19 protein-coding genes and 1 tRNA gene are annotated in these 22,668 nt (G+C 51.0%); 10 read left to right on the top strand and 10 right to left on the bottom strand.

Annotated features, from left to right (window positions below; genetic code table 11):
• The first annotated feature begins 149 nt into the window (after positions 1–149).
• Positions 150–1,871 (top strand): methyl-accepting chemotaxis protein, encoded by a 1,722-nt coding sequence (locus tag DFR42_RS29855; protein WP_110254097.1) that lies wholly within the window; start codon positions 150–152, stop codon positions 1,869–1,871.
• Positions 1,872–1,974: 103 nt separating this feature from the next.
• On the opposite strand, the gene DFR42_RS06690 is transcribed toward DFR42_RS29855, so the two are convergent.
• On the bottom strand, positions 1,975–4,428 hold the full coding sequence (locus tag DFR42_RS06690) for an HzsA-related protein (protein ID WP_110254096.1): 2,454 nt from the start codon (positions 4,426–4,428) through the stop codon (positions 1,975–1,977).
• Positions 4,429–4,591: 163 nt separating this feature from the next.
• Between DFR42_RS06690 and DFR42_RS06685 the strand changes: the two genes are divergently transcribed.
• Positions 4,592–6,199 carry a hypothetical protein gene (locus tag DFR42_RS06685; protein WP_110254095.1) on the top strand — a complete coding sequence of 536 codons (1,608 nt, stop codon included), beginning with the start codon at positions 4,592–4,594 and terminating at the stop codon, positions 6,197–6,199.
• A 43-nt stretch (positions 6,200–6,242) separates the two neighbouring features.
• Here DFR42_RS06685 and DFR42_RS06680 read toward each other — a convergent pair whose 3' ends face one another.
• Positions 6,243–7,148 (bottom strand): LysR family transcriptional regulator, encoded by a 906-nt coding sequence (locus DFR42_RS06680; protein ID WP_110254094.1) that lies wholly within the window; start codon positions 7,146–7,148, stop codon positions 6,243–6,245.
• A gap of 163 nt (positions 7,149–7,311) precedes the next feature.
• Here DFR42_RS06680 and DFR42_RS06675 point away from each other — a divergent pair, with 163 nt between their 5' ends.
• The 4 genes from DFR42_RS06675 (at position 7,312) to DFR42_RS06660 (ending at position 11,237) form a co-directional block, all read left to right on the top strand.
• On the top strand, positions 7,312–7,992 hold the full coding sequence (locus DFR42_RS06675; RefSeq protein ID WP_110254093.1) for a haloacid dehalogenase type II: 681 nt from the start codon (positions 7,312–7,314) through the stop codon (positions 7,990–7,992).
• Between the two features lie 30 nt (positions 7,993–8,022).
• Entirely contained in the window at positions 8,023–9,609 is a 1,587-nt protein-coding gene (gene aceB, locus DFR42_RS06670; protein ID WP_110254092.1) for a malate synthase A, read from the top strand.
• A gap of 253 nt (positions 9,610–9,862) precedes the next feature.
• Entirely contained in the window at positions 9,863–10,552 is a 690-nt protein-coding gene (gene aqpZ, locus DFR42_RS06665) for an aquaporin Z (protein ID WP_110254091.1), read from the top strand.
• A 118-nt stretch (positions 10,553–10,670) separates the two neighbouring features.
• Complete coding sequence (locus tag DFR42_RS06660) at positions 10,671–11,237, top strand: DUF1415 domain-containing protein (protein WP_110254278.1); 567 nt, start codon at positions 10,671–10,673, stop codon at positions 11,235–11,237.
• 180 nt (positions 11,238–11,417) lie between these two features.
• Here DFR42_RS06660 and DFR42_RS06655 read toward each other — a convergent pair whose 3' ends face one another.
• Complete coding sequence (locus tag DFR42_RS06655) at positions 11,418–11,765, bottom strand: hypothetical protein (RefSeq protein ID WP_170133379.1); 348 nt, start codon at positions 11,763–11,765, stop codon at positions 11,418–11,420.
• Between DFR42_RS06655 and DFR42_RS06650 the strand changes: the two genes are divergently transcribed.
• Complete coding sequence (locus tag DFR42_RS06650; RefSeq protein ID WP_110254089.1) at positions 11,710–12,960, top strand: aspartate kinase; 1,251 nt, start codon at positions 11,710–11,712, stop codon at positions 12,958–12,960. The two genes, DFR42_RS06655 and DFR42_RS06650, sit on opposite strands and share 56 nt — an antisense overlap.
• A 93-nt stretch (positions 12,961–13,053) precedes the next feature.
• A tRNA-Ser gene (locus DFR42_RS06645) sits at positions 13,054–13,145 on the top strand.
• A 142-nt stretch (positions 13,146–13,287) separates the two neighbouring features.
• Here the strand turns inward: DFR42_RS06645 and DFR42_RS06640 are convergent.
• The 6 genes from DFR42_RS06640 to DFR42_RS06615 form a co-directional block, all read right to left on the bottom strand.
• Entirely contained in the window at positions 13,288–13,494 is a 207-nt protein-coding gene (locus tag DFR42_RS06640) for a hypothetical protein (RefSeq protein ID WP_110254088.1), read from the bottom strand.
• Between the two features lie 132 nt (positions 13,495–13,626).
• Positions 13,627–14,919, bottom strand: coding sequence for an Nramp family divalent metal transporter (locus DFR42_RS06635; protein ID WP_110254277.1), 1,293 nt, complete (start codon positions 14,917–14,919; stop codon positions 13,627–13,629).
• A 204-nt stretch (positions 14,920–15,123) separates the two neighbouring features.
• Positions 15,124–15,774 (bottom strand): ligase-associated DNA damage response endonuclease PdeM, encoded by a 651-nt coding sequence (gene pdeM, locus DFR42_RS06630; protein WP_110254087.1) that lies wholly within the window; start codon positions 15,772–15,774, stop codon positions 15,124–15,126.
• Positions 15,771–18,245, bottom strand: coding sequence for a ligase-associated DNA damage response DEXH box helicase (locus DFR42_RS06625; RefSeq protein WP_110254086.1), 2,475 nt, complete (start codon positions 18,243–18,245; stop codon positions 15,771–15,773). The genes pdeM and DFR42_RS06625 overlap by 4 nt, the downstream gene beginning before the upstream one ends.
• Positions 18,229–19,872 (bottom strand): ATP-dependent DNA ligase, encoded by a 1,644-nt coding sequence (locus tag DFR42_RS06620; protein ID WP_110254085.1) that lies wholly within the window; start codon positions 19,870–19,872, stop codon positions 18,229–18,231. Before DFR42_RS06620 ends, DFR42_RS06625 begins: the two co-directional genes overlap by 17 nt.
• On the bottom strand, positions 19,865–20,929 hold the full coding sequence (locus DFR42_RS06615; protein WP_110254084.1) for a ligase-associated DNA damage response exonuclease: 1,065 nt from the start codon (positions 20,927–20,929) through the stop codon (positions 19,865–19,867). The genes DFR42_RS06620 and DFR42_RS06615 overlap by 8 nt, the downstream gene beginning before the upstream one ends.
• 347 nt (positions 20,930–21,276) lie before the next feature.
• On the opposite strand from DFR42_RS06615, the gene dksA reads away from it, so the two are divergent.
• The gene (gene dksA / locus DFR42_RS06610) at positions 21,277–21,750 is read left to right on the top strand and encodes an RNA polymerase-binding protein DksA (protein WP_170133426.1); all 474 of its coding nucleotides are present in this window, start codon (positions 21,277–21,279) and stop codon (positions 21,748–21,750) included.
• A 143-nt stretch (positions 21,751–21,893) separates the two neighbouring features.
• Entirely contained in the window at positions 21,894–22,139 is a 246-nt protein-coding gene (locus DFR42_RS06605) for a hypothetical protein (protein WP_146218795.1), read from the top strand.
• A gap of 200 nt (positions 22,140–22,339) precedes the next feature.
• Here the strand turns inward: DFR42_RS06605 and DFR42_RS06600 are convergent, their stop codons facing one another.
• Positions 22,340–22,576: a hypothetical protein gene (locus DFR42_RS06600; RefSeq protein WP_110254081.1), complete on the bottom strand. Its 237-nt coding sequence runs from the start codon at positions 22,574–22,576 to the stop codon at positions 22,340–22,342.
• Between the last annotated feature and the right edge of the window lie 92 nt (positions 22,577–22,668).

Genomic DNA, 22,668 nt, shown 5'->3' with positions numbered 1-22,668 from the left:
CAATAAGACAAAATTTTCTTTCCCCAATACTTGCAAACTTATTTATACTTAATTTGCAGCAGATGCACTAAAGTTGTCTCGGATCAATACTCTCAAGAAGAATTTTTGTATTCTTGTTCCAAACTGGAACGTTAAAAGGGGAAGTGAAGATGTTCAATCTGACAATCAGGTTAAGACTGATAGGTGCAATGGCCTTCATGGCAATCATGTTGGTCGTCGGTGGATTGATGGGCATATATGGCGTAAGAAATAGCAACGCCGTCATCAAGGAAATTTTTTCCAATCAGTTGCCCTCGGTAGAAGCGATGGGGCAATCCCGCGTTTTTATTCTGCGTGCCAGGACTGCATTGGACAGGGCAATTGCTCATCCCGAATTCCCGGATAATGCTGAAACGCTCAAGCGTTCAGAGGATTTTTTTAACCAGTCTGAAACATACTGGAAAAAATATCTCTCCCTGCCGCAAGATGCCGAAGAAAAAAAATTGTCAGATGAGGTTGTCGCTTTACGTGACAATTACATCAAGACTGCTCACCTTCCCATGTTCAATGCCATCAAGGCTGGCAACAAGGAAGAGGCCGACAACATCAATATGAAGCTTGTGCCTCCTGCGTTTAGTGCTTACTCTGACAAAATGGCCAAGCTTAGTGAATATCAATTTACTGGCGCAGCCAATGCACTCAAGCAAAGTGAAAGTGCGTTTACTACTTTCCTGTGGGTAGATGTTTTGGGTGTGATCGGTGGTCTGGTTGCGGTATTTATCTCAGCCTACTATTTACTGGCCGCTATCTCTCGCCCCTTGAAGTTGGCAATTGATCAGTTTCAAGCCATAGGCAACGGTGATCTGACACAACAGTTGAAGCCAACATCCCAGGATGAAATGGGGCAACTGGTCTCTGCCCTGGAAAACATGCGCCAGAGTCTCATGCAAACTGTGACCATGGTGAGACAGTCCAGCGGTTCCATCGCGGTATCTTCAGAAGAAATCGCCACCGGTAATATGGATTTGTCCAGCCGTACTGAACAACAAGCCGCCAGCCTGGAAGAAACCGCTTCTTCCATGGAAGAGCTGACTTCGACTGTGCAACAAAATGCCGATAATGCGCGCCAGGCAAGTACGCTGGCATCGAATGCCTCTGATGTTGCCAGCAAAGGCGGCCAGGTTGTTGGTGATGTGGTGCATACCATGTCATCGATCAAAGAGAGTTCGAAAAAAATCGTCGATATTATTGGTGTTATTGATGGCATTGCTTTTCAAACCAATATTCTCGCCTTGAATGCTGCGGTTGAAGCGGCGCGCGCTGGTGAGCAGGGCCGTGGCTTTGCCGTGGTGGCAACCGAGGTGCGCAATCTGGCGCAACGTTCTGCCAATGCAGCCAAAGAAATCAAGGAGCTCATCAGTAATTCTGTCGACAAGGTAGAAGTAGGTTCACGCCTCGTCGATGATGCGGGCAAGACCATGGATGAAATCGTCATCTCAATCAAGAACGTGGCAGACATCATGGCAGAAATTACTTCTGCCAGTGCCGAGCAAAGAGATGGTATCAATCAGGTCAGCCTTGCCATAGGCAAGATGGATGAAGCCACGCAGCAAAATGCGGCGTTGGTGGAACAGGCTGCAGCAGCTGCCAGCAGCATGCGGGATCAGGCAAATAATCTGAACAATGCTGTCAGCATCTTCAAGATTGATGGGAGTGATACTGGCAATAAGCCAGCAGTAGCGTCACCTGTCAAAGCAGCGCCTAAAGAAAGACCGGTTGTCAAACGTGCCCCAGTAAAATCCTTGCCTGCGACACCTGCGCCCGCAGCTGCTTCCAGAAATACAGCCAAGGCAGCCGCACCTGCAGGACAGGATGACTGGGAAGAGTTTTAAGATTTGCCTGCATCTGCATCAAGGCAGAACGGTCAGCCTTGATGCAGAAAATCTCGCCAACTTCGGCCACTATCGGTCACTCTGTCCCGTATGCCCGGTAATCTTATTTGGGCAGCGTCTTCCATAATCCCAGTAATTCCCGCAAGGCCTGAGGCTTGTTCAGTGGCGTAGCAAGGCCTGCCTGATTCTGGCTATTCACGCCGTGGCAAGATGCGCATACGCGCATTTCACCGCGTTGAAAAGTAATCCAGTTGCGCTCGCGTACAATGGCATTGCCTTTTTCATCGGTAGTCTGCCAGCTCAATGCTTTACCCGCAGGGACAAAGGCGGCAGTGGAGCCGTCACTGGCGATTTTCACGCTGCCCGGTGGCGCATTCTTCAGTGTTGGATTATTCAGTTTTTGCAAGTCGGTGATGGTGGCAAGTACCCGGCGCCCTGGCCTGTTTTCATAAGCCCTGAGCAGGCTGGCTTCTACTATCTGGAAGTGAGAAACATCGTAGACCTTTGCCTCTTTGTTTGTGACTGAGATGGTTTTCTTGTCGCCGGGGACACGCAAATTGTAAGGCTGCTGCATATCTGCACGGTCACGACTGCTCTGGTCACGTGTCACAATCAGGGCCAGTTCATGGTCGCGTAACCATGCGCGCAATGCCGTTTCGCTGACGCCTTCTTCTGCCAGTACGGCACGTTCTGGTGCTTCCAGTTGTGAGGTGGCACGCCGTGGTCTGGGTCGTGGCCTGACTTCTACTGCCTCCAGTTCCCAGAGCAAGCCTTCATAGCTCTTCTTTTCTTTGCCATCCTGCCAGCTCAGTGATTTATGCAAGCCAGCAGTCAGCGGCTGGCCAGCGATATATAAGCCGGTTTTGTCAATCATGTTCAGGAACTTCAGGCGCAGGTCTGTCAAACCCTTGCCCTCTACTGGTGGCAGCATATCGGAAGTATGGCTGGCGACAAATTCACCATCCGATAATGGCAGGGGATTGCGGTAACGGCCACCCGGCAATATGTCATTGGCAGCCGTTGCAGTGATGGGGATGAGAGTAATCTTCTCTGGATTCATGTCCGGACTGGCCTGCAGCTTAAGCAAGTGATTGGTAGTATAGGACGTTGATTCACGTGCATTCGTTGCGTAGTAAGTTCCTGGCTGCAGCGGGTCTTCACGCAAATGAAACAAGCCTGCTTCGCGCCGAAGGGCAAGACGATTGGCCTGCAAGCCAGTCACGCTCTGCGTCTTTAAATATGCATCATCACTAAAGCTGGCAGACATGGCACCAAAAGCCAGTTCATGCTGGCCCAGATGATTCAAGGTTTCTTCTCCCGTGCCATCCTGGTTGATTTGCCAGATGGTGAAAAAATTACTGCGGAAGCCACTTATTTTTCCGTAAGGGCCGCTGCTGCCTACCCGCGATTCTGGAAAGACTTCTGTGCGCTGAGATAATTTATGCGCATCAAAGCTTTCATCTGCATAGTTGAAAGAGTGAAAGGGCAGGGCAAGACCATTGTTTTGTGCATCACGGTCGCGATCTGCCAACTGGTCTTGCTGTAAATGGTCCCAGCGGGTAAACAGCAATCTGCCATAACTGTCTATGATGGGGCTGAATGCACCGCTGGGTGTATGGTTCAATAAATGCGCTTGTTTGGCACCAGGTGGCAGGCTCCATATGCCGGTGATCGTGGGCGTGGCCTCATATTCATCAAGTTGCGGGTAAAGATGAGTCTGGCCGTTATAAGGACGGTCTGAAGTGAAAATGATGGCATCATCGCTGGCATATAGTGGCGAGACATTATTGTAGTTGGCATCCTGAAAAGGGATTTTTCTGATCATGGCCTTTTGATCTTTACCCAGTCCGCTGACTTCATAGATTTGCCAGTATGTTTTGCCTTGCTTACCTGCTTTGTCTGCCTGGTATGGCGCACCTGTCAACATGCTGAACAGCGCTTTAGTACCATCCCAATGTATGGATGGTTCACGTACGGCGATGGCCTTTGCACCCTGAAAACCACTGACACCAAAACCTGCTTCTCTGGTCAGATTGCGTAAGCTGCCATCCGGATAGCGCAGCATCAAATCTCCGCCACGTGGTACTTTGCTGACATCCGTCGTATGGTTGGCAAAAGCCGACAGGCGCGCTGCATTATCCTGTTGCAGCGGCACTTGTGTGACGAAAATGATGGGATAAGATTTTAGTACTGCACTAGCCTGATTGATATCCACTGTCAGGCTGGCAATGCTGGTATTGCCATGCTCGTCGATGGCGGTCAGTGTGTACTCAGTGCTGAGCTGGGCATGCACGGTGATGCTTTGCTTGTCGCTGACTTCACCTATGTCGGGGCTGATCTGCAGTTTCTTTGCGCCTTGTACCTGCCACTGCAATTGATTGGCTTCTCCCGCATTGACTATGGGCTTTTCTGCGGTAAACGACAAAATAGCCAGTACTTGTGCTTGTGCCTGGCCAGAGTTTGCTGATTCCGGCGCTTTGCTGTTGCGCTCGCAAGCCAGCAGCAAACTGCAACAGCAGGCGATGAATAAGGTGATGGATACTAATCTCTTGTCCATGAGCTCAGGCTGGATTGAACGATGTGTGCAGATTGTAGTCTACAGTAAACATTGCTCTTGAAATTCAGGCAAAACTAAGTCAATCTGACACAGGTGCTTTCCTGGTCTAGGTGCTGAATTCCCGGGAGCTGTAGCTTTCCAGTGCAATAAGAGCGAGGCTTATATGCATATCAATGAAAACAGTCGGCACGTCTGGCAAGGTAGAGCACTTCAGTACCTGCTGGCTGTGACGTCCATCATTACTTTGCTTTCTTGTGGTGGCGGCGGAGGAAGTAGTGTTGTCACAGGTGGCGATGTCATTCCTCCCAGAGATACTCAGGTCAATGGCCCTGCCTGGTCTGGTTTTGGACGCAATGCCCAGCATGATGCAATCTCCGGCATCGCCACTCAGCCACTGAACCGCATACTGTGGAGGACGGGCGTCGATCTTGCACCGCAATATTCGACGGCAGGCTATTTGTTTTACCATTATGGCTCACCCGTCATCACCGCAAAAAATACCGTCATCTTGCCGGTCAAGTCTGAAGCTGCCGACGTCTATAGGTTTGAAGCGCGTTCAGGAACTACGGGCGCACAAATCTGGAGTGTGCCCAGCGATTACATCATGCCTGCTCATCGCTGGACACCCAGTTACAACCTTACACTGACTGGCAGCAACCGCATCTATGCTCCCGGTGCTGGTGGTAAGGTGTACTACCGTGATGATGCTGACTCGGCTACTGCAACTACCCAGACTCTGGTGTTCTATGGCGACGCCAAATATGCGGCCGACAAGGTGTTGATGAATGCCTCGGTCTTCATCAATACGCCCATCACGGCAGATGCACAAAATAATATCTACTTTGGTTTTATTGCAGTACCTGGCAGCCCTCTTGGTTTAAGCAGTGGCTTTGTCCGTATCACGGCTGGTGGCAAGGCGACATGGATGGCCGTGGCAGGCATGACTGATGACACCAGCATCGTCAAACCAGCAACAAATAGCGCACCGGCAATCTCGGCTGATCAAAAAACCTTGTATGTCGTCGTCAATGGCAATGCGGCTACTGGTGTACGCCAGGCAGGTTACTTGCTGGCACTGGACAGCACCACGCTGGCAGTCAAGAGCAGGGTGCGCCTCATGGATCCACAGGAAAAAGCCGCAGCTTTCATCTCAGATGATAGTACGGCTTCACCTACCATAGGCCCAGATGGTGATGTGTATATAGGTGTACTGGAAACCACGGTCAACGCGCATAACCAGCGCGGCTGGATGCTGCATTTTAATGCTGACTTGTCGCAAACAAAATTACCAGGTTCCTTTGGCTGGGATGATACGGCATCCATCGTGCCCACCAGCATGGTTCCCAGTTATCGTGGAACTTCACCCTATCTGATCATGGTCAAATACAATAACTACGCACGCTCAGGTTCTGGTGATTCAAAAAACCGGATTGCGATACTTGACCCGAATGCCAGTCAGAAAGACAGTATCTCGGAACAGCAGGTCATGACAGAAGTCCTGACCATATTGGGCGCAACACCTGACCCCAACTGGCCGGGCGGCGTTTATGAATGGTGCATCAATACGGCAGCCGTCGACCCTTTTACCCGCTCTATTGTAGTCAACAGCGAAGATGGCTATTTATATCGCTGGGACCTGGCGACGAATACCCTCAGCGAGAGAATACGCCTGACCAGTGGCCTGGGTGAATCCTATACGCCCACAGCCATAGGAGCAGACGGTGCGGTATATGCGATTAATAATGCAGTGCTGTTTGCCATAGGGCGATAGGGTGATGCGGCGATAAGGGAAAATCCTGACCTGCGAAGCTTGTTCAGGATTTTTTCCAGTAATTGGGCTGGCTGTAGGCATGGCGCAAGAAGTCGATGAAGGCCCGTATGCGCAAGGGCAGGTGACGGCGCTGGGCGAATATCGCGTAGATATCATTGCCCGGCGCATTGAATTCATCCAGCACAGTGATCAGCTTGCCGGTTTCAATTTCTGCACCCACTTCCCACATGGACCGCCAGGCCAGGCCCTTGCCTGACAGCGCCCAGTCATGCAAGACTTCACCGTCATTGCAGACCATATTGCCTTCCACCTTCAGCGTGACATTCTTGCCGTTCTGGCGAAAAGTCCAGCCGCGCTGGCTGCCATCGGCACTGAAAGCCAGGCAATTGTGTTTGCTGAGTTCGTCCAGGGTTTGCGGTGTACCGTGGCGTTTGATGTAGGCGGGTGAGGCTACTACCACACGCTTGTTGTCAGCCAGCTTGACGCCTATGAGGTTGGAGTCGGTCAGGGCGGCTATGCGTATCGCCACGTCTATACCTTCACCGATCAAGTCCACGACCCTGTCATTCAAGCTCAGCGTCAGCTTCACATCGCGATGCTCACTCAAAAAAGAGGGCATCAGTGGTGCCACGTGCTGGCGGCCAAAACCTGCCGGGGCTGAAATAGTCAGCGTACCGCTGGCGCGGGCGCTGCGTTCAGACACTGCGCCTTCCGCCGCTTCCAGATCAGCCAGTATGCGCTGGCAATCTTCGAGGAAGGCTTCGCCTTCATTGGTCAGCGCCAGCTTGCGGGTAGTACGTTGCAAGAGCTTGACGCCCAGGCGTTCTTCCAGCGCATCAAGACGGCGGCCTATCATGGCAGGGGCTACACCCTCAGCCCGGGCTGCTGCCGACAGGCTGCCGCGTGTTGCCACTTCAGCAAAAGTGGAAATTTGTTTGAACTGATCCATAAGAACCTGGCTTCTTATCTTTTCATTTGCAACTAAAATGAAAAGATGTAGTGATGAAATTCGATGATTATAGTATTTTATATTGAATATACTGCTTTCATGATGATTGCTATTCAATTTTTTAAATTTACGGCTTAAGCCAAATAAGGTTCCTGCTAAAACCATGCCCATCTCTGCCATTGCCTTTGACGCTTACGGTACTCTGTTCGATGTGTATTCCATCAGCGAACAGGCAGACAAGCTGTTTCCCGGCAAGGGGCGGGTATTGGCAGAACTCTGGCGTGACAAGCAAATTGAGTACACCCGCCTGCGCACCATGTGCAGCATGTACAAACCATTCTGGGAAGTAACGCAGGATTCCTTGCTCTTCAGTTGTCAAAAACTGGGGCTGGAGTTGAATCTTGATGCGCAAAATACCCTGATGGGGCAGTATGCGCGATTGAAAGCTTTTCCTGAAAACCTGGCTGTCCTGCAAGCCTTGCAGGCGCAGGACATGAAGATGTCGATTTTATCGAACGGTAATCTGCACATGCTACAGTCGGCTGTCGATGCGGCTGGCATGCAGGGCATATTCAGCCACTTGCTGTCGGTCGAAGTCGTCAAGAAATTCAAGACCGCACCTGAGGCCTATCAAATGGCACCTGATGTATTTGGTGTGCCAGCAAAAAATATCCTGTTTGTATCCAGCAATTGCTGGGATGCCTGTTGTGCCACCTGGTTTGGTTACACCACCTTCTGGGTCAACCGGCAAAACGCACCGCTGGAACAACTGGGCGTGACGCCGCATGGCGTAGGGCGCACGCTGCAAGACCTGATTCCCTTTATCGCAAAACACCGCAACTGATTTCGTTTTAATTCATTTTTGGAGACCACAATGACACAACTGACTTTACCTGAAGGCATGCAAATCAGCGGCGAAATCAAGCCAGGCTTTGCCGAAATTTTGACGCCGGAAGCCCTGGCCCTGGTTGCCAAACTGAGCCGTGCATTCGAGCCACGCCGTCAGGAATTGCTGGCTGCTCGCGTAGAACGCGCCAAGCGCCTGGATGCTGGCGAAACACCAGACTTCTTGCCAGAAACGCGCCATATCCGTGAAGGTGACTGGAAGATCGCGCCTATCCCCAAAGCGCTGGAGTGCCGCCGTGTAGAAATTACTGGCCCGGTAGAGCGCAAGATGGTCATCAACGCCTTCAACTCTGGCGCTGACAGCTACATGACAGACTTTGAAGATTCCAATACGCCAAACTGGGATAACCAGATTACAGGCCAGATCAATATGCGCGACGCCGTGCGCCGCACCATCAGCCTGGAACAAAACGGCAAATCCTACAAACTGAACGACAAGATCGCTACTCTGGTCGTGCGCCCACGTGGCTGGCACCTTGATGAAAAACATGTACTGGTCGATGGCAAACGCATCTCTGGCGGCATTTTTGACTTCGCCCTGTTCCTGTTCCATAACGCCAAAGAACAACTGGCACGCGGCGCTGGCCCTTACTTTTATCTGCCCAAGATGGAATCCCATCTGGAAGCTCGCCTGTGGAACGATATTTTCGTCATGGCGCAAAATGAAATCGGCCTGGCACAAGGCACCATCAAAGCGACAGTGCTGATCGAAACTATCGTTGCTGCTTTCGAGATGGATGAGATTTTGTATGAACTGCGCGAGCATAGCTCTGGCCTGAACGCAGGTCGCTGGGATTACATCTTCTCTTGTATCAAGAAATTCAAGAACGATAAAGACTTCTGCCTGGCAGACCGCGCCAAGGTCACGATGACAGCACCATTCATGCGTTCTTATGCACTGCTGTTGCTGAAAACCTGTCACAAGCGTAATGCTCCGGCAATTGGTGGCATGGCAGCACTGATTCCTATCAAGAACGATCCAGAGAAAAACGAGATCGCCATGGGTGGCGTACGCAATGACAAAGCCCGCGATGCAACTGACGGCTACGATGGCGGCTGGGTAGCTCACCCTGGCCTGGTAGAACTGGCGATGACAGAGTTCAAGAAAGTATTGGGCGACGCACCTAACCAAATCTCCAAACAACGCCCTGATATCGAAGTCAGCGCCAAAGACTTGTTGAACTTCCAGCCAGAAACACCAATCACTGAAGCGGGCCTGCGTTACAACATTAACGTCGGCATCCATTACCTTGGCGCATGGCTGGCCGGTAACGGTTGCGTGCCTATCCATAACCTCATGGAAGATGCCGCAACGGCAGAAATCAGCCGCTCACAAGTCTGGCAATGGATACGTTCTGCCAAGGGTAATCTGGAAGATGGCCGCAAGGTCACTGCCGACATGGTGCGTGCGATGATCCCTGAAGAATTGGCCAAGGTCAAAGAAGTAGCTGGCACAGGTCCTACCTATGACCGCGCTGCGCAAATTTTTGAACAGATGTCGACTTCCGAAGACTTTGCCGAATTCCTGACTTTGCCTCTGTACGAAGAAATCTGATGCGCTAGATACATTGCAAGCTACATTGCAAGCTTGACCAGTTTGCAGATCATTGAAAAAGCGAACACCAAGGTGTTCGCTTTTTTATTTTGCGAGGGAAGTGTATTGTTTTTGAAAAACATGTTTAATTCATTACATATTTTAACAATACAGCAATATAGCTTTGTTATATTGTTGCTCACTGTGCTGGGTGCTTGCAAATTCCTTGTACAGAACCCGGGCAATCTCATACCTTAGAAAAGTGAGCGTAAAAATGAAACAATATGGTGCTGAATTTTTGGGAACATTCTGGCTGGTGCTGGGCGGCTGTGGCAGTGCCGTGCTGGCAGCGGCTTTTCCTGGTGTGGGCATAGGCTTGCACGGTGTGTCACTGGCTTTTGGTTTGACGGTGCTGACCATGGCCTATGCGATAGGCCATATCTCTGGCTGCCATTTGAATCCGGCTGTCTCTATCGGCCTGTGGGCTGGTGGCCGTTTTCCAGCGAATAAATTGCTGCCTTACATCGTTGCCCAGGTATTGGGTGGCATCGTTGCTGGTGGCGTCCTGTACCTGATAGCCAGTGGCAAGGCCGGTTTTGATGTGTCTGGTGGTTTTGCTTCAAATGGTTTTGCCGAGCATTCTCCTGGCGGTTATTCCATGGTGGCAGCGCTGGTCACAGAAGTGGTCATGACCATGATGTTCCTGGTCATCATTCTGGGTGTTACAGACAGCCGCGCACCACAAGGCTTTGCACCTATCGCGATTGGCCTTGGTCTGACTCTTATCCATCTGATTAGTATTCCTGTCACCAATACCTCAGTCAATCCTGCGCGTAGTACCGGTGTCGCCATCTATGTAGGCGGCTGGGCTTTGCAGCAATTGTGGCTGTTCTGGCTTGCTCCTATCGTCGGTGCAGTACTTGGCGCTGTAAGCTACAAGGCAATCGCTGGTGAGGCGAAGTAAAAGCTGAGAGCAGGGCGCAAGCACGGAAGGCTCGTCGATCTCATGCAAAATTGTCGGATGTCATGCATCTGAAAATCTGGCATGGTATCCTCGGGCCTTCCCCCTTTTTATGCACATCATGCCTAGCAATCTCATCGATACCGACGACGTTATCTCTTCAACCGCGGCCTGGCTGGACAAGGCCGTCATCGGCTTGAACCTCTGTCCATTCGCAAAGGCTGTGCAAGTCAAACAGCAAGTGCGTTATGTTGTCAGCCAGGCCAAAACACCAGAGGCCTTGCTGGAAGACCTGGAACGCGAGCTTGAACTACTGGCCGAAGCCAATCCAGAGAAGATAGAAACCACATTGCTCATTCATCCACTGGCCTTGAATGATTTCCTCGACTTCAATGATTTTCTGGATGTTGCCGATGGCATGCTGGAAGAAATGGAGTTGGACGGCATCCTGCAGGTTGCCAGCTTCCATCCTGATTATCAGTTTGCCGGTACTGAGCAAGACGATATAGAAAACTATACCAATCGCTCGCCATATCCCACCTTGCATTTGCTGCGCGAAGAAAGCATAGACAAGGCAGTGGAAGCTTTCCCGGAAGCCGAGCAGATCTATGAAAAGAACATGGAAACCATGCGCGAACTGGGCCACGAAGGCTGGCGTCGCCTGTTTTCCAAATACGAAAAAAAGTAAGCCAGAGATCAACAAAATCAGCAAAAATGGTTTGCATATCAATCAATTGAATTCTTATATTGATATGCAAATTAGTAATTTACAATTTACTTTTTATCGCTAATCAGGATAAATCATTAAAAATGAATATACTGGCAGGGAGTATTGATTTTTAAGTTTTTGATTTTAAAAGGAAATAACTCAATATTTCCCTGTTTTCTCCCTTCTGTTTGCCACCACCTGGCAAATAATGGCAGGCTTATACACTGCATCTCGCCTTGTTCCAGGCGGTTTTCCTGCAAATCCATTACTTCTATTGCCATCTTTCTGTAAAAAATCTGCTTGCGCCACATCCCAGGCCGGCGTTTCTTCCGTTTTTCTGGATTTAAGTGCCTTGTTATTTTGCAGAGCAGCATGTACAGTAAGAGGTTGATTTTCCGCATTTTTCACCCTTTGGTCTTCTATCTCAGTTTCTATCTCAGTTTCTATATCTATGGCTTTAATCGTCCACAAATACGGCGGTACTTCGATGGGTTCGACAGAACGCATCAAGAACGTCGCCAAGCGCGTCGCCAAATGGCATGATGCCGGTCACCAGATAGTCGTGGTGCCTTCAGCAATGTCTGGTGAAACAAATCGCATCATCGGCCTGGCAAAAGAAATTTCTGCCCAGCCTGATCCCCGTGAACTTGACATGATTGCCTCTACCGGCGAACAAGTCTCTGTCGGTTTGCTGGCTATTGCCCTGCAGGCAATAGGCAAGCAGGCGGTGTCTTATGCTGGCTGGCAAGTTGCTATCAAGACTGATTCTGCCCACACCAAGGCCAGGATCGCCTCGATTGATGAAACCAAGGTCAAGGCTGACCTGGATGCAGGCAAGATCGTCATCATTACGGGCTTCCAGGGTGTTGATGAGCTTGGCAATATCACGACCCTGGGTCGTGGTGGCTCTGATACTTCTGCCGTCGCTGTTGCTGCAGCACTCAAAGCGCAAGAATGCCTGATTTACACTGACGTTGACGGTGTCTACACGACCGATCCGCGTGTCGTGTCTGATGCACGCCGCCTGAATACTGTTACCTTTGAAGAAATGCTAGAAATGGCTTCGCTGGGTTCCAAAGTACTGCAAATCCGCTCAGTCGAATTTGCCGGTAACTACCGCATGCCTACCCGCGTTTTGTCATCACTGACTGACCCATTAATACCGCTGGAAGAAGAAGCGAATTCCGGCACCCTGATTTCGTTTGAGGAAGATACACACATGGAACAAGCTACCATCACCGGCATCGCGTTTAACCGTGATGAAGCAAAAATCACTGTTCTGGGTGTACCAGACCGGCCAGGCATTGCCTATCAAATCCTGGGCCCGGTTGCCGATGCCAATATCGAAGTCGATATGATCATCCAGAACCAGTCTGTCGAAGGCAAGACTGACTTTACTTTCACCGTGCCACGCGGTGAATACACCAAGGCCATGGACGTGCTGGAAAGCAGCGTCAAGGCCCATATCGGCGCTGGCAGCATTGTTGGTGACTCAAAGGTCTCCAAGGTCTCCGTCGTTGGTGTAGGCATGCGCAGCCACGTTGGTATCGCTTCCCAGATGTTCCGCACCTTGTCGGAAGAGGGCATCAATATCCAGATGATCTCCACTTCAGAAATCAAGATTTCGGTCCTGATCGATGAAAAATACATGGAACTGGCGGTTCGTTCCCTGCATAAGGCTTTCGGCCTGGAAAGCGCTTAAAAATTTTTCTGGCTTGACTGTTGACCAAAGTCATACAAGCAGCTATTATCACGGTCTCAATTGCAGCTGAGCTTTTGGCAGTTGCAATAGTGTGGAGATGTGGCCGAGTGGCCGAAGGCACTTCCCTGCTAAGGAAGCATTTGGGGTAACCTGAATCGTGAGTTCGAATCTCACCATCTCCGCCAGCAATACTGAAAAAGCCTCTGGGTAACCAGAGGCTTTTTCTTTTGTATTGAGGTTTTTGTTGTAGTTACCCGGACTTTTGGTAATTGCTCAATGCATTGATATCAAGTGACTCTCATTGATAACCTGATCAGTATTATTTATTTAATGCACTGTTGGCAAAGCCGCATTGACCAGTTCTTCGCCTGCAATTAATGCATCCTGTTCTGTCAGATACAAGTCTGTGTCGGGGTGATGCAGCACAATGCCGTTGACTTCAACACCTACTGTCCAGCCGTTACCATACTCTGTTGTGGTGAGCTGAACTGTGGCTTTCAAGATTCCCTTACCTACACTTTTGGTGATGACCATGTTGTTCTCCTGCTGAGTGTGCCTTAGTGGCTATGGTTTTATCTTACTTAAGCTGCCCGCTGATTTCTATCGGACTACATTACTTCATGCTGTCGGACAAGATGCAGACCTCGCCTGATCTCGCCGATTTTCTTAAAGTGTGAAGAACATGGCAAGTACTGCGATAGCCATCATTGCGGTCGCCAGCCATCCCAGGGCTTTTAATCGGCGCGAAATGACAAACTGCCCCATGACTTCGGGTTTTGCCGCCATCAGCATCATGATGACCATGACGGGTACAGAGATGATGCCGTTGATGACGGCACTCCAGAATAGTGCCTTGATGGGGTCAACATTGCTGAGGCTGAGGATGACGCCTATGACGGTAGAAATTGCAATCACTGCATAAAATCCTCTGGCGTCGGCAGGTTTGTGTTCGAGGCTGTTTTTCCACTTGAAACTGCCAGCGATAGCGTAGGCTGAAGAACCAGCCAGTACCGGGATGGCAAGCAAGCCCGTGCCTATGATGCCAAGGCTAAACAACAGGAATGCAAATTCACCTGCGATGGGTTTGAGGGCACTTGCTGCCTGGGCAGAGGACTGGATATCTGTATGGCCATGCATATGCAAGGTTGCTGCAGTCGTCAGCATGATGCAAAACGCCACCATATTGGAAAAGCCCATGCCGATAAAGGTATCTATATTGATTCTCTTCATGCTACGGATAGCTTGAGACGGGGCCTTTAGCAAGGCAGTTTCATTTGGTTTTGCGCGTAGCTCTTCAACTTCTTGTGAAGCCTGCCAGAAAAACAGATACGGACTGATGGTCGTGCCAAATACGGCAACGATGGTGGTGATGTATTTTGGTTTCAGGGAGATCTGTGGCACAAAAGTGCTGACCACTACCTCACCCCAGGGTATGCGTACCACAAAGACCGTCGCCACATACGCCAGCAAGGCAAGTGTCAGCCATTTAAGCACGCGTACATAGCTCTGATAAGGAATAAATACCTGTAACAGGACGGACGCGATACCAAATACGATGGCATACCATTTTGCCTGCCCGCCTAGTAATAACTTGGTGGCTTCCCCCATGGCAGCCAGATCGGCCCCGATGTTGATGCAATTAGCCACCAGCAAAGAGCCGATGATGAAATACAGCAGGGCCTTTGGATAATGCCGGGCGATATTTGTTGCGAGACCATGACCGCTGACCCTGCCTATGCGGGCGCTGACTATCTGTATGCCGCACATCAGGGGATAGGTCAGTAATATCGTCCATAGCATATTGAAGCCAAACTGCGCGCCAGCCTGCGAGTAGGTAGCGATGCCGCTGGGATCATCGTCGGCAGCACCGGTAATCAGACCTGGCCCCAGCTTTGCCAGGACCGAATCATTGTCTTGTTCATCAAGCGGCATTGACTCTGTAGCTTTTACTGGCGACATCATGGGCTTTCATAAAATTGCTGATTGATCTGCTGATTGATCTCTAAATGGCGAACTGAAAATGATGAGCTGATACGGATAGTATGATAGTACCCGACTGCAAGCTGACAATAAGTCAGTTTGCATAGTATGCGCTTGTAGGACTTAGGAGCGGTAATGTGGCGCAGCCTTGTTCATGCTTGGCATGCCATACGTTCAAGAATATTATTTTCCTGTCTTGATGACACTATCGCCAGCGACAATAAACACCTGTTCATCCACATCTGGCTTGATGGTGTAACTGCCAGTGAACGCGCCAAATGAGGGAAGAATAGCCCGGCCAGGGCCAAATAAAAAACAGGGCAGGCGCAAAGTCTCGTGACGGCCAGACAGGCGAAAAGCAGGATGGACATGGCCTGCCAGCACATATTCGTCGCATTTAATATCCGGGTGATGGCAAAAAGCGAAGGGCTTGAGCAGATAGGGCTCGTCAACGATATCGATGTTCAAACTATCTGGCGGATCACCTGCACGCAAATCATGGTTGCCACGAACCAGTGTCATGGCTAGCCTATCATGCGATTTTCGCCATGCCAGCAAGCTTTGCAGCGTGCTTGCCGATGTGCCAGCGGCATGCAGGAAGTCGCCCAGGAAAATCAACTTTGTGCATGGGTAAGTCGCAATCAGTTCATCCAGCAATTGCAGGTTTTGCACTGTAGTACCATGCGGGACAGGTACACCCAGACGACGAAAAGCCCCCGCTTTGCCAAAATGAATGTCAGCGATAATCAGCGTAGATGCGCGCGGCCAGTAAATGGCTTTTTGTGGCAACAGCTTCAGCATTTCACCTGCGACTTCAAGTTCCAGTGCGATCATGACTGTGCAGCCTTCTCAAGTTCACGCACCATGCGGGCAATGCGGTCAGAGAGTTTTTCTGTACTGAGTTTTTCGCGGAACAGTTCCACCATGAGCGGGAAGGCAAATGGCGTGGGCCTGGCGATTTCACGCAAGACAATTTGTTTTTGCTGTAGTTGCTGCAAGGTCTGGCGCAGGCGTGTCAGTTCCAGTTCCTGTTCCAGGACCTCACGCTGGGCCTGGGTCAGCAACAGATTGTCAGCATCATGTTTGCGAAATACTTCAAAAAACAAACTCGATGATGCCTGCAACTGGCGGTTGGACTTTGGCTGACCAGGGTAGCCCTGGAATACCAGCCCGGCGATGCGGGCAATTTCGCGAAAGCGTCGCTGCGATAGCTCAGTCGCATTCAGACTTAGCAAGACATCTTCCAGCAGCATGTCGGTGCTGAACAGGGCTGTCTCTTTGCCTGAACCTGCATTAAACAATAAAGCCCAGTCATTCGATTGCGGTGCCAGCAGCTCAAAGCCGTAATCATTAAAGCCTATCGAAAAAGTATTGGCCTGCTGCTTTGCCATGCGGTAGGCTAATAGTGCGGCCAGGCCTGCATGCACGGCGCGCCCTTCAAACGGATACATGAACAGGTGAAAGCCTTCGCGGCTTTGCATGGTTTCTATCAAGAGTATCTCTGGCGTTGGCAGGGCAGACCAGCGTTGCTGTATGTCGAGCAAGGGTTTCAGGGCTTTCATTTCAGGGCCATCAAATTCCTGCCTGGCGGCTAGACGCAGTTGCTCCAGCGCTGCATGGGCCAGTTCAGAAGACAAAGGCATTTTACCGCCTTGCCAGCGCGGTATGGTTCCCTTTTTACCCACCGCACGTTTGACATAGGCGGTCATTTCATAAACGCGGATAAACTCCAGTATGCGGCCACCAAACAAAAAGTGATCGCCCTTTTTCAGGCGTGAGATAAAGGACTCTTCTATTGTACCTATGCGGCTGCCACTGATGAATTTAACACTGATTGATGCTTCAGAAACGATGGTGCCTATACCCATGCGGTGCCTGCGGCCTATGGCGGGATCTGGCACGCGATAGATACCGTCTTCATCCATCACCACTTTATGGTATTCAGGATAGGCAATCAGGCTCTGGCCACCGCGGGAGACAAAGTCGAGCACCCATTGCCACTCGTCGTGACTCAGATTGCGGTAGGAATATGCAGCCTTTACTTCGGCATACAGGTCTTGTGAACGAAAGCCACCCCCCAGCGCTACCGTTACTACATGCTGTACCAGCACATCCAGCGGCTTGTCAGGTACCTGGCGGGCTTCTATCTGGCGCAGGGCGACGGCCTGCTTGGCACCGGCAGCTTCCAGCAATTCCAGCGTATGCGTGGGCACCAGGGTTACCCGTGACACGCGCCCTGGTGCATGGCCACTGCGCCCGGCTCTTTGCATGAGGCGCGCGACGCCGCGTGCGCTGCCGATTTGCAGTACCCGTTCCACCGGTAAAAAATCCACGCCCAGGTCCAGGCTGGAAGTACATACCACGGCCTTTAATTGCCCCGCTTTCAGGCCTTGTTCAACCCAGTCCCGTACCTGCTTGTCCAGCGAACCGTGATGCAGGGCGATGACACCCGCCCAGTCGGGGCGCGTTTCCAGCAGGTTCTGGTACCAGATTTCTGCCTGCGAACGGGTATTGGTAAAGACCAGGGTACTTTGATGTTTGTCAATTTCAGCAACAACCGCTGGCAACATTTGCAGGCCCAGATGACCGGCCCAAGGGAAGCGGGAAGGATTGGCCGGTATCAGCGTATCGACCTTGATCTTCTTCTGGGCCTGGCCCTGTACCAGCAAGCCATTGCCGACACCAAGCAAGGCATCGCGTGCCTGTTCCAGGTTGCCCAGGGTTGCCGACAAACCCCAGACCAGCAATTGCGGATTCCGTGCCTTCAGTCTGGCGATGGCCAGCTGGGTTTGTACGCCGCGCTTGTTACCCATCAGTTCATGCCACTCATCGACGATGATCATGTCCAGTTGAGTAAACTGGGCCTGGGCATCGTTCTTGCTCAACATCAGCGACAGGCTTTCTGGTGTGGTGATCAGGGTTGCAGGCAAGCCCTTGGCCTGACGCGCACGCTCGGCAGAGCCGGTATCGCCGGTGCGTGCGCCTATGCTCCATCGCGTCAATAACTCATCTGGCAACTCAGTCAGGGGCTCTTGCAAGGCACGCAAGGTATCTGCTGCCAGCGCCCGCATGGGCGTGATCCACAATACTCTGAGACCTGCTGTGCTTCTTTTATTCGGCTTTTTTTCCATGGCCCGCAACAGCGCAGCAAACCAGACGGCATAGGTCTTACCTGATCCGGTACTCGCATGCAAAATGCCAGACTGGCCAGCCTGCGCTGCTTTCCAGACTTCACGCTGGAAGGGAAAAGTTTTCCATCCCTTTGCAGCAAACCAGTCTTTGACTGCCTTAGTTGCCAAGCTCATGCGCTTTGCTAGCCAGTAAATTTTTCAAGTCATCCAGGGTATTGGCTTCTTCTATCTGCTTGTCTTCACGTCGCCGCAGTATGCGTGGGAAACGTACTGCAATGCCAGCCTTGTGCCGCGTGGAAAGCGAGATACCTTCAAAGCCGATTTCAAACACCATGCTGGGTTTGACACTGCGTGCCGGGCCAAATTTCTCTATGGTGGTCTTGCGGATCACGGCATCAACCTGGGCGATTTCTGCATCCGTCAGGCCGGAATAGGCTTTGGCAAAAGGCACGAGTAGGCGTTTGCCGCTGGTATCTTCATCCCACACTGCAAAAGTATAGTCGGTATACAGCGATGCACGACGGCCATGGCCGCTCTGGGCGTAGATCAGTACTGCGTCGATGGAATAAGGATCGATCTTCCATTTCCACCATGTGCCAACATCCTTGGTGCGGCCCACGCCATATTGGGCATTGACAGCCTTGAGCATCATGCCCTCGACGCCCAGTGCACGGGAGTTCTGGCGTAGCATGGCCAGGTCCTGCCAGTCTGGTTTTTGCAAGACGGGAGAAATCCTGAGCATAGGGTTGTCGATGCTGGCGACCAGTTTTTCCAGCAGGGCACGTCGTTCATGCTGTGGCAGATGGCGCAAGTCAGCCTGTTCCAGCTCCAGCAAATCATAGGCCACCAGCACCGCCGGCAGCTCGGACAAGAGTTTTGTAGTGAGGCTCTTGCGGCCTATGCGTTTTTGTAAATCAGCAAACGGGGCAGGGCGGTCTTCAGTCCACACCAGGATTTCGCCATCAATGGCGGTGCCATTTGGCAGAGGGACGGTGGCTATTTCCGGGAAACGCTCCGTAATCAGGTCTTCACCACGCGACCACAGATATGTCTGGTTGTCACGGCGCAGCAGTTGCGCACGTATGCCATCGTATTTCCATTCTGCCTGCCAGTCAGTGATGTCGCCCAGGGATTCTGGCGCAGCGGATAGCTGATGTGCCAGGAAAAATGGGTAGGGCTGACCACCACGCAAACTATGTTCCTGATCTGACTGGGGGCGGATCAACTTCATGAAGCCGTCTGCTGTTGGAGCCACGCGGCCATCTGTCCAGCCCATGAGCCTTTGTGCGATCAGCTTGTTATCGACTTTGGCGACATCGCCAAGTGCGCGCGTGACCAGTAGTTTCGATACGCCGACACGAAAGCCGCCGCCTATCAGCTTGCCCAGCAAAAAACGTTCAGGTGTCGCCAGTTCATCCCAAAAAGAAAACAGGGCGCTGCGTATCACCTCTGGTGTTGCGCCACGCAGAGGGGCGATTCTTTCCAGCATCCAGTTTGCCAGGCCAACGTGAGCTTGCCGTACAGGTGGTGGCAAGACATGGGCGATGGTTTCCGACAGGTCGCCTACCGCCTGATAGCATTCTTCAAACAGCCATTCTTCGATGTTGGCATACTCCATGGCAAACTGCCGCAGCAGTTTGCTGGGTACTGCCTGGCGTGGTTTGCCCCCCGCCAGGAAATACACTGCCCACGCTGCATCCTCAGGCGGTGACTGGCTGAAATACGTTTTCAGGGCATCCAGCTTGCGGTTGGTGGATGTGGTTTCATCCAGTTGGGCGTAGAGCTGGGCGAATTCACGCATGATCGCCTTCTTTGGATGTTGATGGTTCTGCTAAGGCTGTTGTTGCTGTTGTTACCGCTGTTGCAGAGGTTTCGTCTTCATCCCCATATTCAGTATCAAAGCCAGATGCCTGCAAGCCTTGTTGCTGCAAATAACGCACCATGACGGGTATTGATCCATGGGTGACGATAATGCGTGAGGCACCCGTTGCATTGATCGCCTGCATCAGGCCCGGCCAGTCAGCATGGTCAGACAGCACAAAACCCCTGTCCACGCCACGCCTGCGCCGTGCACCCCGCAATTGCATCCAGCCGCTGGCAAAGGCATCGCTGAAATCGCCAAAGCGTTTTATCCATGGCGAATTGCTGGCAGAAGGCGGGGCGATGACTATCGCCTGTCTGAGTTCATTTTTGTCGCCAACATCGCTTACCATTTTTGTTGCTGGCAAGCGTATGCCCGCTTCGCGGTAAGCATGGTTCAGCGGTTCGACTGCACCATGGCAGATAATGCTGCCTATGCTGGCATCCAGCCCATGCAAAATACGTTGCGCCTTGCCGAATGAATATGACAGCAGCACGCTGGTCCTTCCCTGCGCGGCATTATTGCGCCACCACTGGTTGATGTCATTAAAAATACTTTGTTGCGCCTGCCAGCGGTAGATGGGCAGGCCAAAGGTGGACTCGGTAATGAAGGTGTGACAGGCGACCGATTCAAAAGGGGCGCAGGTGCCGTCGGCCTCTACCTTGTAGTCGCCAGAGGCCACCCACACTTCGCCCTTGTATTCCATCCTGACCTGGGCAGAACCCAGCACATGTCCGGCAGGGTGCAGGGAGATCGTCACGCCATTGTGCACGCGCTGCTCGCCATATTCCAACCCTTCTATGCTGATATCACCCAGCCTTGATTTCATCACGCCGACACCAGCCGCTGCGGTCAGATAATGTTCGTTGCCTATCCTGGCATGGTCGGAGTGGGCATGCGTAATGACCGCACGTGATACTGGCCGCCAGGGGTCGATATAGAAATCGCCTGGCACGCAATATAAGCCTTCCTTGCGATTAACGATGAGGTCTGACATGTCTGCTTATCTCAGTCTGTGTGATGAAGTCTGTATTTTTGCAAATGGATTGTCCTCAAATTACCTGCCGACCTCTGTGCGACAACGAACCATATCTCTCAGACGCCTATGAAATACCGGGCATTTCATACCATGCATGACAAAGACGTAGGAGTTCGCCGACAAGTTTTGTCGCCGTTGACTTGTAGATAAGCCCTGCATTGCTTGGTATCTTGCCATACGTTTAAATATTTCTTGAAAATAGCACAGGTAGTCTGTGGATGCTTGCAAACACCTATATTTGCAAATGCCCTAAGAAATATTGAGTGATGAATAGTGAGTTAATTACTTAATTGAGGAGTTTGACCATGACTAGTATGCATACCAACCCAAGTTCAAAAAAAGCTCTCAGAGCCAATGTATTTCCTTCCACAAAGCCGTTGACTGAAGCGGACATTGTTGAAATGGGTGAGATGGACTATATGAACGATGCGCAGCTCGCATTTTTCAGGTCACGTTTGCAGGAAATTGAAATAAATCTTCTGCAAAACGCGCATGAAACAACGGTCCACCTTCAGGAAAGCGAATTGTTCGCAGACCCGGCAGACAGAGCTACGCTGGAAGAAGAGCAAGCACTGGAATTGCGTACTCGTGACCGTGAAAGCAAATTGCTCAAGAAAGTGCGTTCTGCTATCGCTCGTATCGACGAAGGTGATTATGGCTGGTGCGAAGATACCGGTGAACCTATAGGTGTAGAGCGCCTGCTGGCTCGCCCAACAGCGACTCTGTCACTGGAAGCGCAACAGCGTCACGAAAAACGACAAAAATTGTTTGGTCATTAATTGGGACAATAGTTTGCTCATTAGTTTGCTCCTTAGTTTACTCACTTAGCAGGCCACATCACTTAACAGCGAGCTCGTGGAAGTGTCGCACTGTGCGGCACTTTCTGCTCATGTTCACATCTTTACTTATGCGTAATATGGAAATGACAGAGACAAAAGAAATACTGTGGGACTGCTATGCAGAGCTGGATAATGGCGTTACTCCTGGTGTGCCCGTTGATGCACTGACAGAGCGCATGTTGAGAAAAAATATTGACCCCGATACTTATTTCAACGCACTTACATCAGGTGTCAGAGATGGGGAATTTGCCATGCTGTCGCCAGGTGTGATTGCCTTGCTGGTGGGAGAGCATGCACCATCCAGCAGGTATATGTCGGCGCTTTCGTGATGCAACGTAAATCCATGCTCTATAAGCGGAGCATCTTATAGGGCCACATGTTATTCACAGTGGCCTGATTTGCTTTTTACGGCTAGAAATTACTGGTACTCATGTGACCATGAAGCAGTACGCAAAATCTGCGTTATTCTAATACCACCCATAATGCATGGATAAAATGATAGTTTCCTGCTTTATCCATGCAGAATGGCTCACAACTCTTCGGCAAAAAACTTCTCTGGCTTTCCGGCACTCAAACGCCTGATGCGTTCGCCGCCTTCTATATCATCAAGTTTTTTATTCATTGTCTGAAACGCTTCTGATGACATCAGATAGTCGTCAAGATCATCGTCGCTGAGTATGGCGACGGGTGCAAGTGCCGCTTCTCTTAACACGGCTTTTGCATGGCGACGGAGTTTTTTAACGCTCATTGAACTATTGGTATGCATGGTTTTTCCTCATCATCTGATAGATGATCCACATTGATAAGAATACAGCCTTGGACTTAGATGTAAAACTGCTTGTCGGTAGCAGTGTCATC

Source organism: Undibacterium pigrum, from assembly GCF_003201815.1.
In the GTDB taxonomy this organism is placed as follows: domain Bacteria; phylum Pseudomonadota; class Gammaproteobacteria; order Burkholderiales; family Burkholderiaceae_D; genus Undibacterium; species Undibacterium pigrum.
The sequence above is the reverse complement of the archived record's forward strand: the minus strand, read 5'-3'. Positions and strand labels throughout refer to the sequence as shown.

Excerpts from the sequence above, each read along its gene's own strand:
- DFR42_RS29855 (WP_110254097.1), top strand. The coding sequence starts at position 150 with ATGTTCAATCTGACAATCAGGTTAAGACTGATAGGTGCAATGGCCTTC.
- DFR42_RS06690 (WP_110254096.1), bottom strand. The coding sequence starts at position 4,428 with ATGGACAAGAGATTAGTATCCATCACCTTATTCATCGCCTGCTGTTGC.
- DFR42_RS06685 (WP_110254095.1), top strand. The coding sequence starts at position 4,592 with ATGCATATCAATGAAAACAGTCGGCACGTCTGGCAAGGTAGAGCACTT.
- DFR42_RS06680 (WP_110254094.1), bottom strand. The coding sequence starts at position 7,148 with ATGGATCAGTTCAAACAAATTTCCACTTTTGCTGAAGTGGCAACACGC.
- DFR42_RS06675 (WP_110254093.1), top strand. The coding sequence starts at position 7,312 with ATGCCCATCTCTGCCATTGCCTTTGACGCTTACGGTACTCTGTTCGAT.
- aceB (WP_110254092.1), top strand. The coding sequence starts at position 8,023 with ATGACACAACTGACTTTACCTGAAGGCATGCAAATCAGCGGCGAAATC.
- aqpZ (WP_110254091.1), top strand. The coding sequence starts at position 9,863 with ATGAAACAATATGGTGCTGAATTTTTGGGAACATTCTGGCTGGTGCTG.
- DFR42_RS06660 (WP_110254278.1), top strand. The coding sequence starts at position 10,671 with ATGCCTAGCAATCTCATCGATACCGACGACGTTATCTCTTCAACCGCG.
- DFR42_RS06650 (WP_110254089.1), top strand. The coding sequence starts at position 11,710 with ATGGCTTTAATCGTCCACAAATACGGCGGTACTTCGATGGGTTCGACA.
- DFR42_RS06655 (WP_170133379.1), bottom strand. The coding sequence starts at position 11,765 with ATGCGTTCTGTCGAACCCATCGAAGTACCGCCGTATTTGTGGACGATT.
- DFR42_RS06640 (WP_110254088.1), bottom strand. The coding sequence starts at position 13,494 with ATGGTCATCACCAAAAGTGTAGGTAAGGGAATCTTGAAAGCCACAGTT.
- DFR42_RS06635 (WP_110254277.1), bottom strand. The coding sequence starts at position 14,919 with ATGTCGCCAGTAAAAGCTACAGAGTCAATGCCGCTTGATGAACAAGAC.
- pdeM (WP_110254087.1), bottom strand. The coding sequence starts at position 15,774 with ATGATCGCACTGGAACTTGAAGTCGCAGGTGAAATGCTGAAGCTGTTG.
- DFR42_RS06625 (WP_110254086.1), bottom strand. The coding sequence starts at position 18,245 with ATGAGCTTGGCAACTAAGGCAGTCAAAGACTGGTTTGCTGCAAAGGGA.
- DFR42_RS06620 (WP_110254085.1), bottom strand. The coding sequence starts at position 19,872 with ATGCGTGAATTCGCCCAGCTCTACGCCCAACTGGATGAAACCACATCC.
- DFR42_RS06615 (WP_110254084.1), bottom strand. The coding sequence starts at position 20,929 with ATGTCAGACCTCATCGTTAATCGCAAGGAAGGCTTATATTGCGTGCCA.
- dksA (WP_170133426.1), top strand. The coding sequence starts at position 21,277 with ATGACTAGTATGCATACCAACCCAAGTTCAAAAAAAGCTCTCAGAGCC.
- DFR42_RS06605 (WP_146218795.1), top strand. The coding sequence starts at position 21,894 with ATGACAGAGACAAAAGAAATACTGTGGGACTGCTATGCAGAGCTGGAT.
- DFR42_RS06600 (WP_110254081.1), bottom strand. The coding sequence starts at position 22,576 with ATGCATACCAATAGTTCAATGAGCGTTAAAAAACTCCGTCGCCATGCA.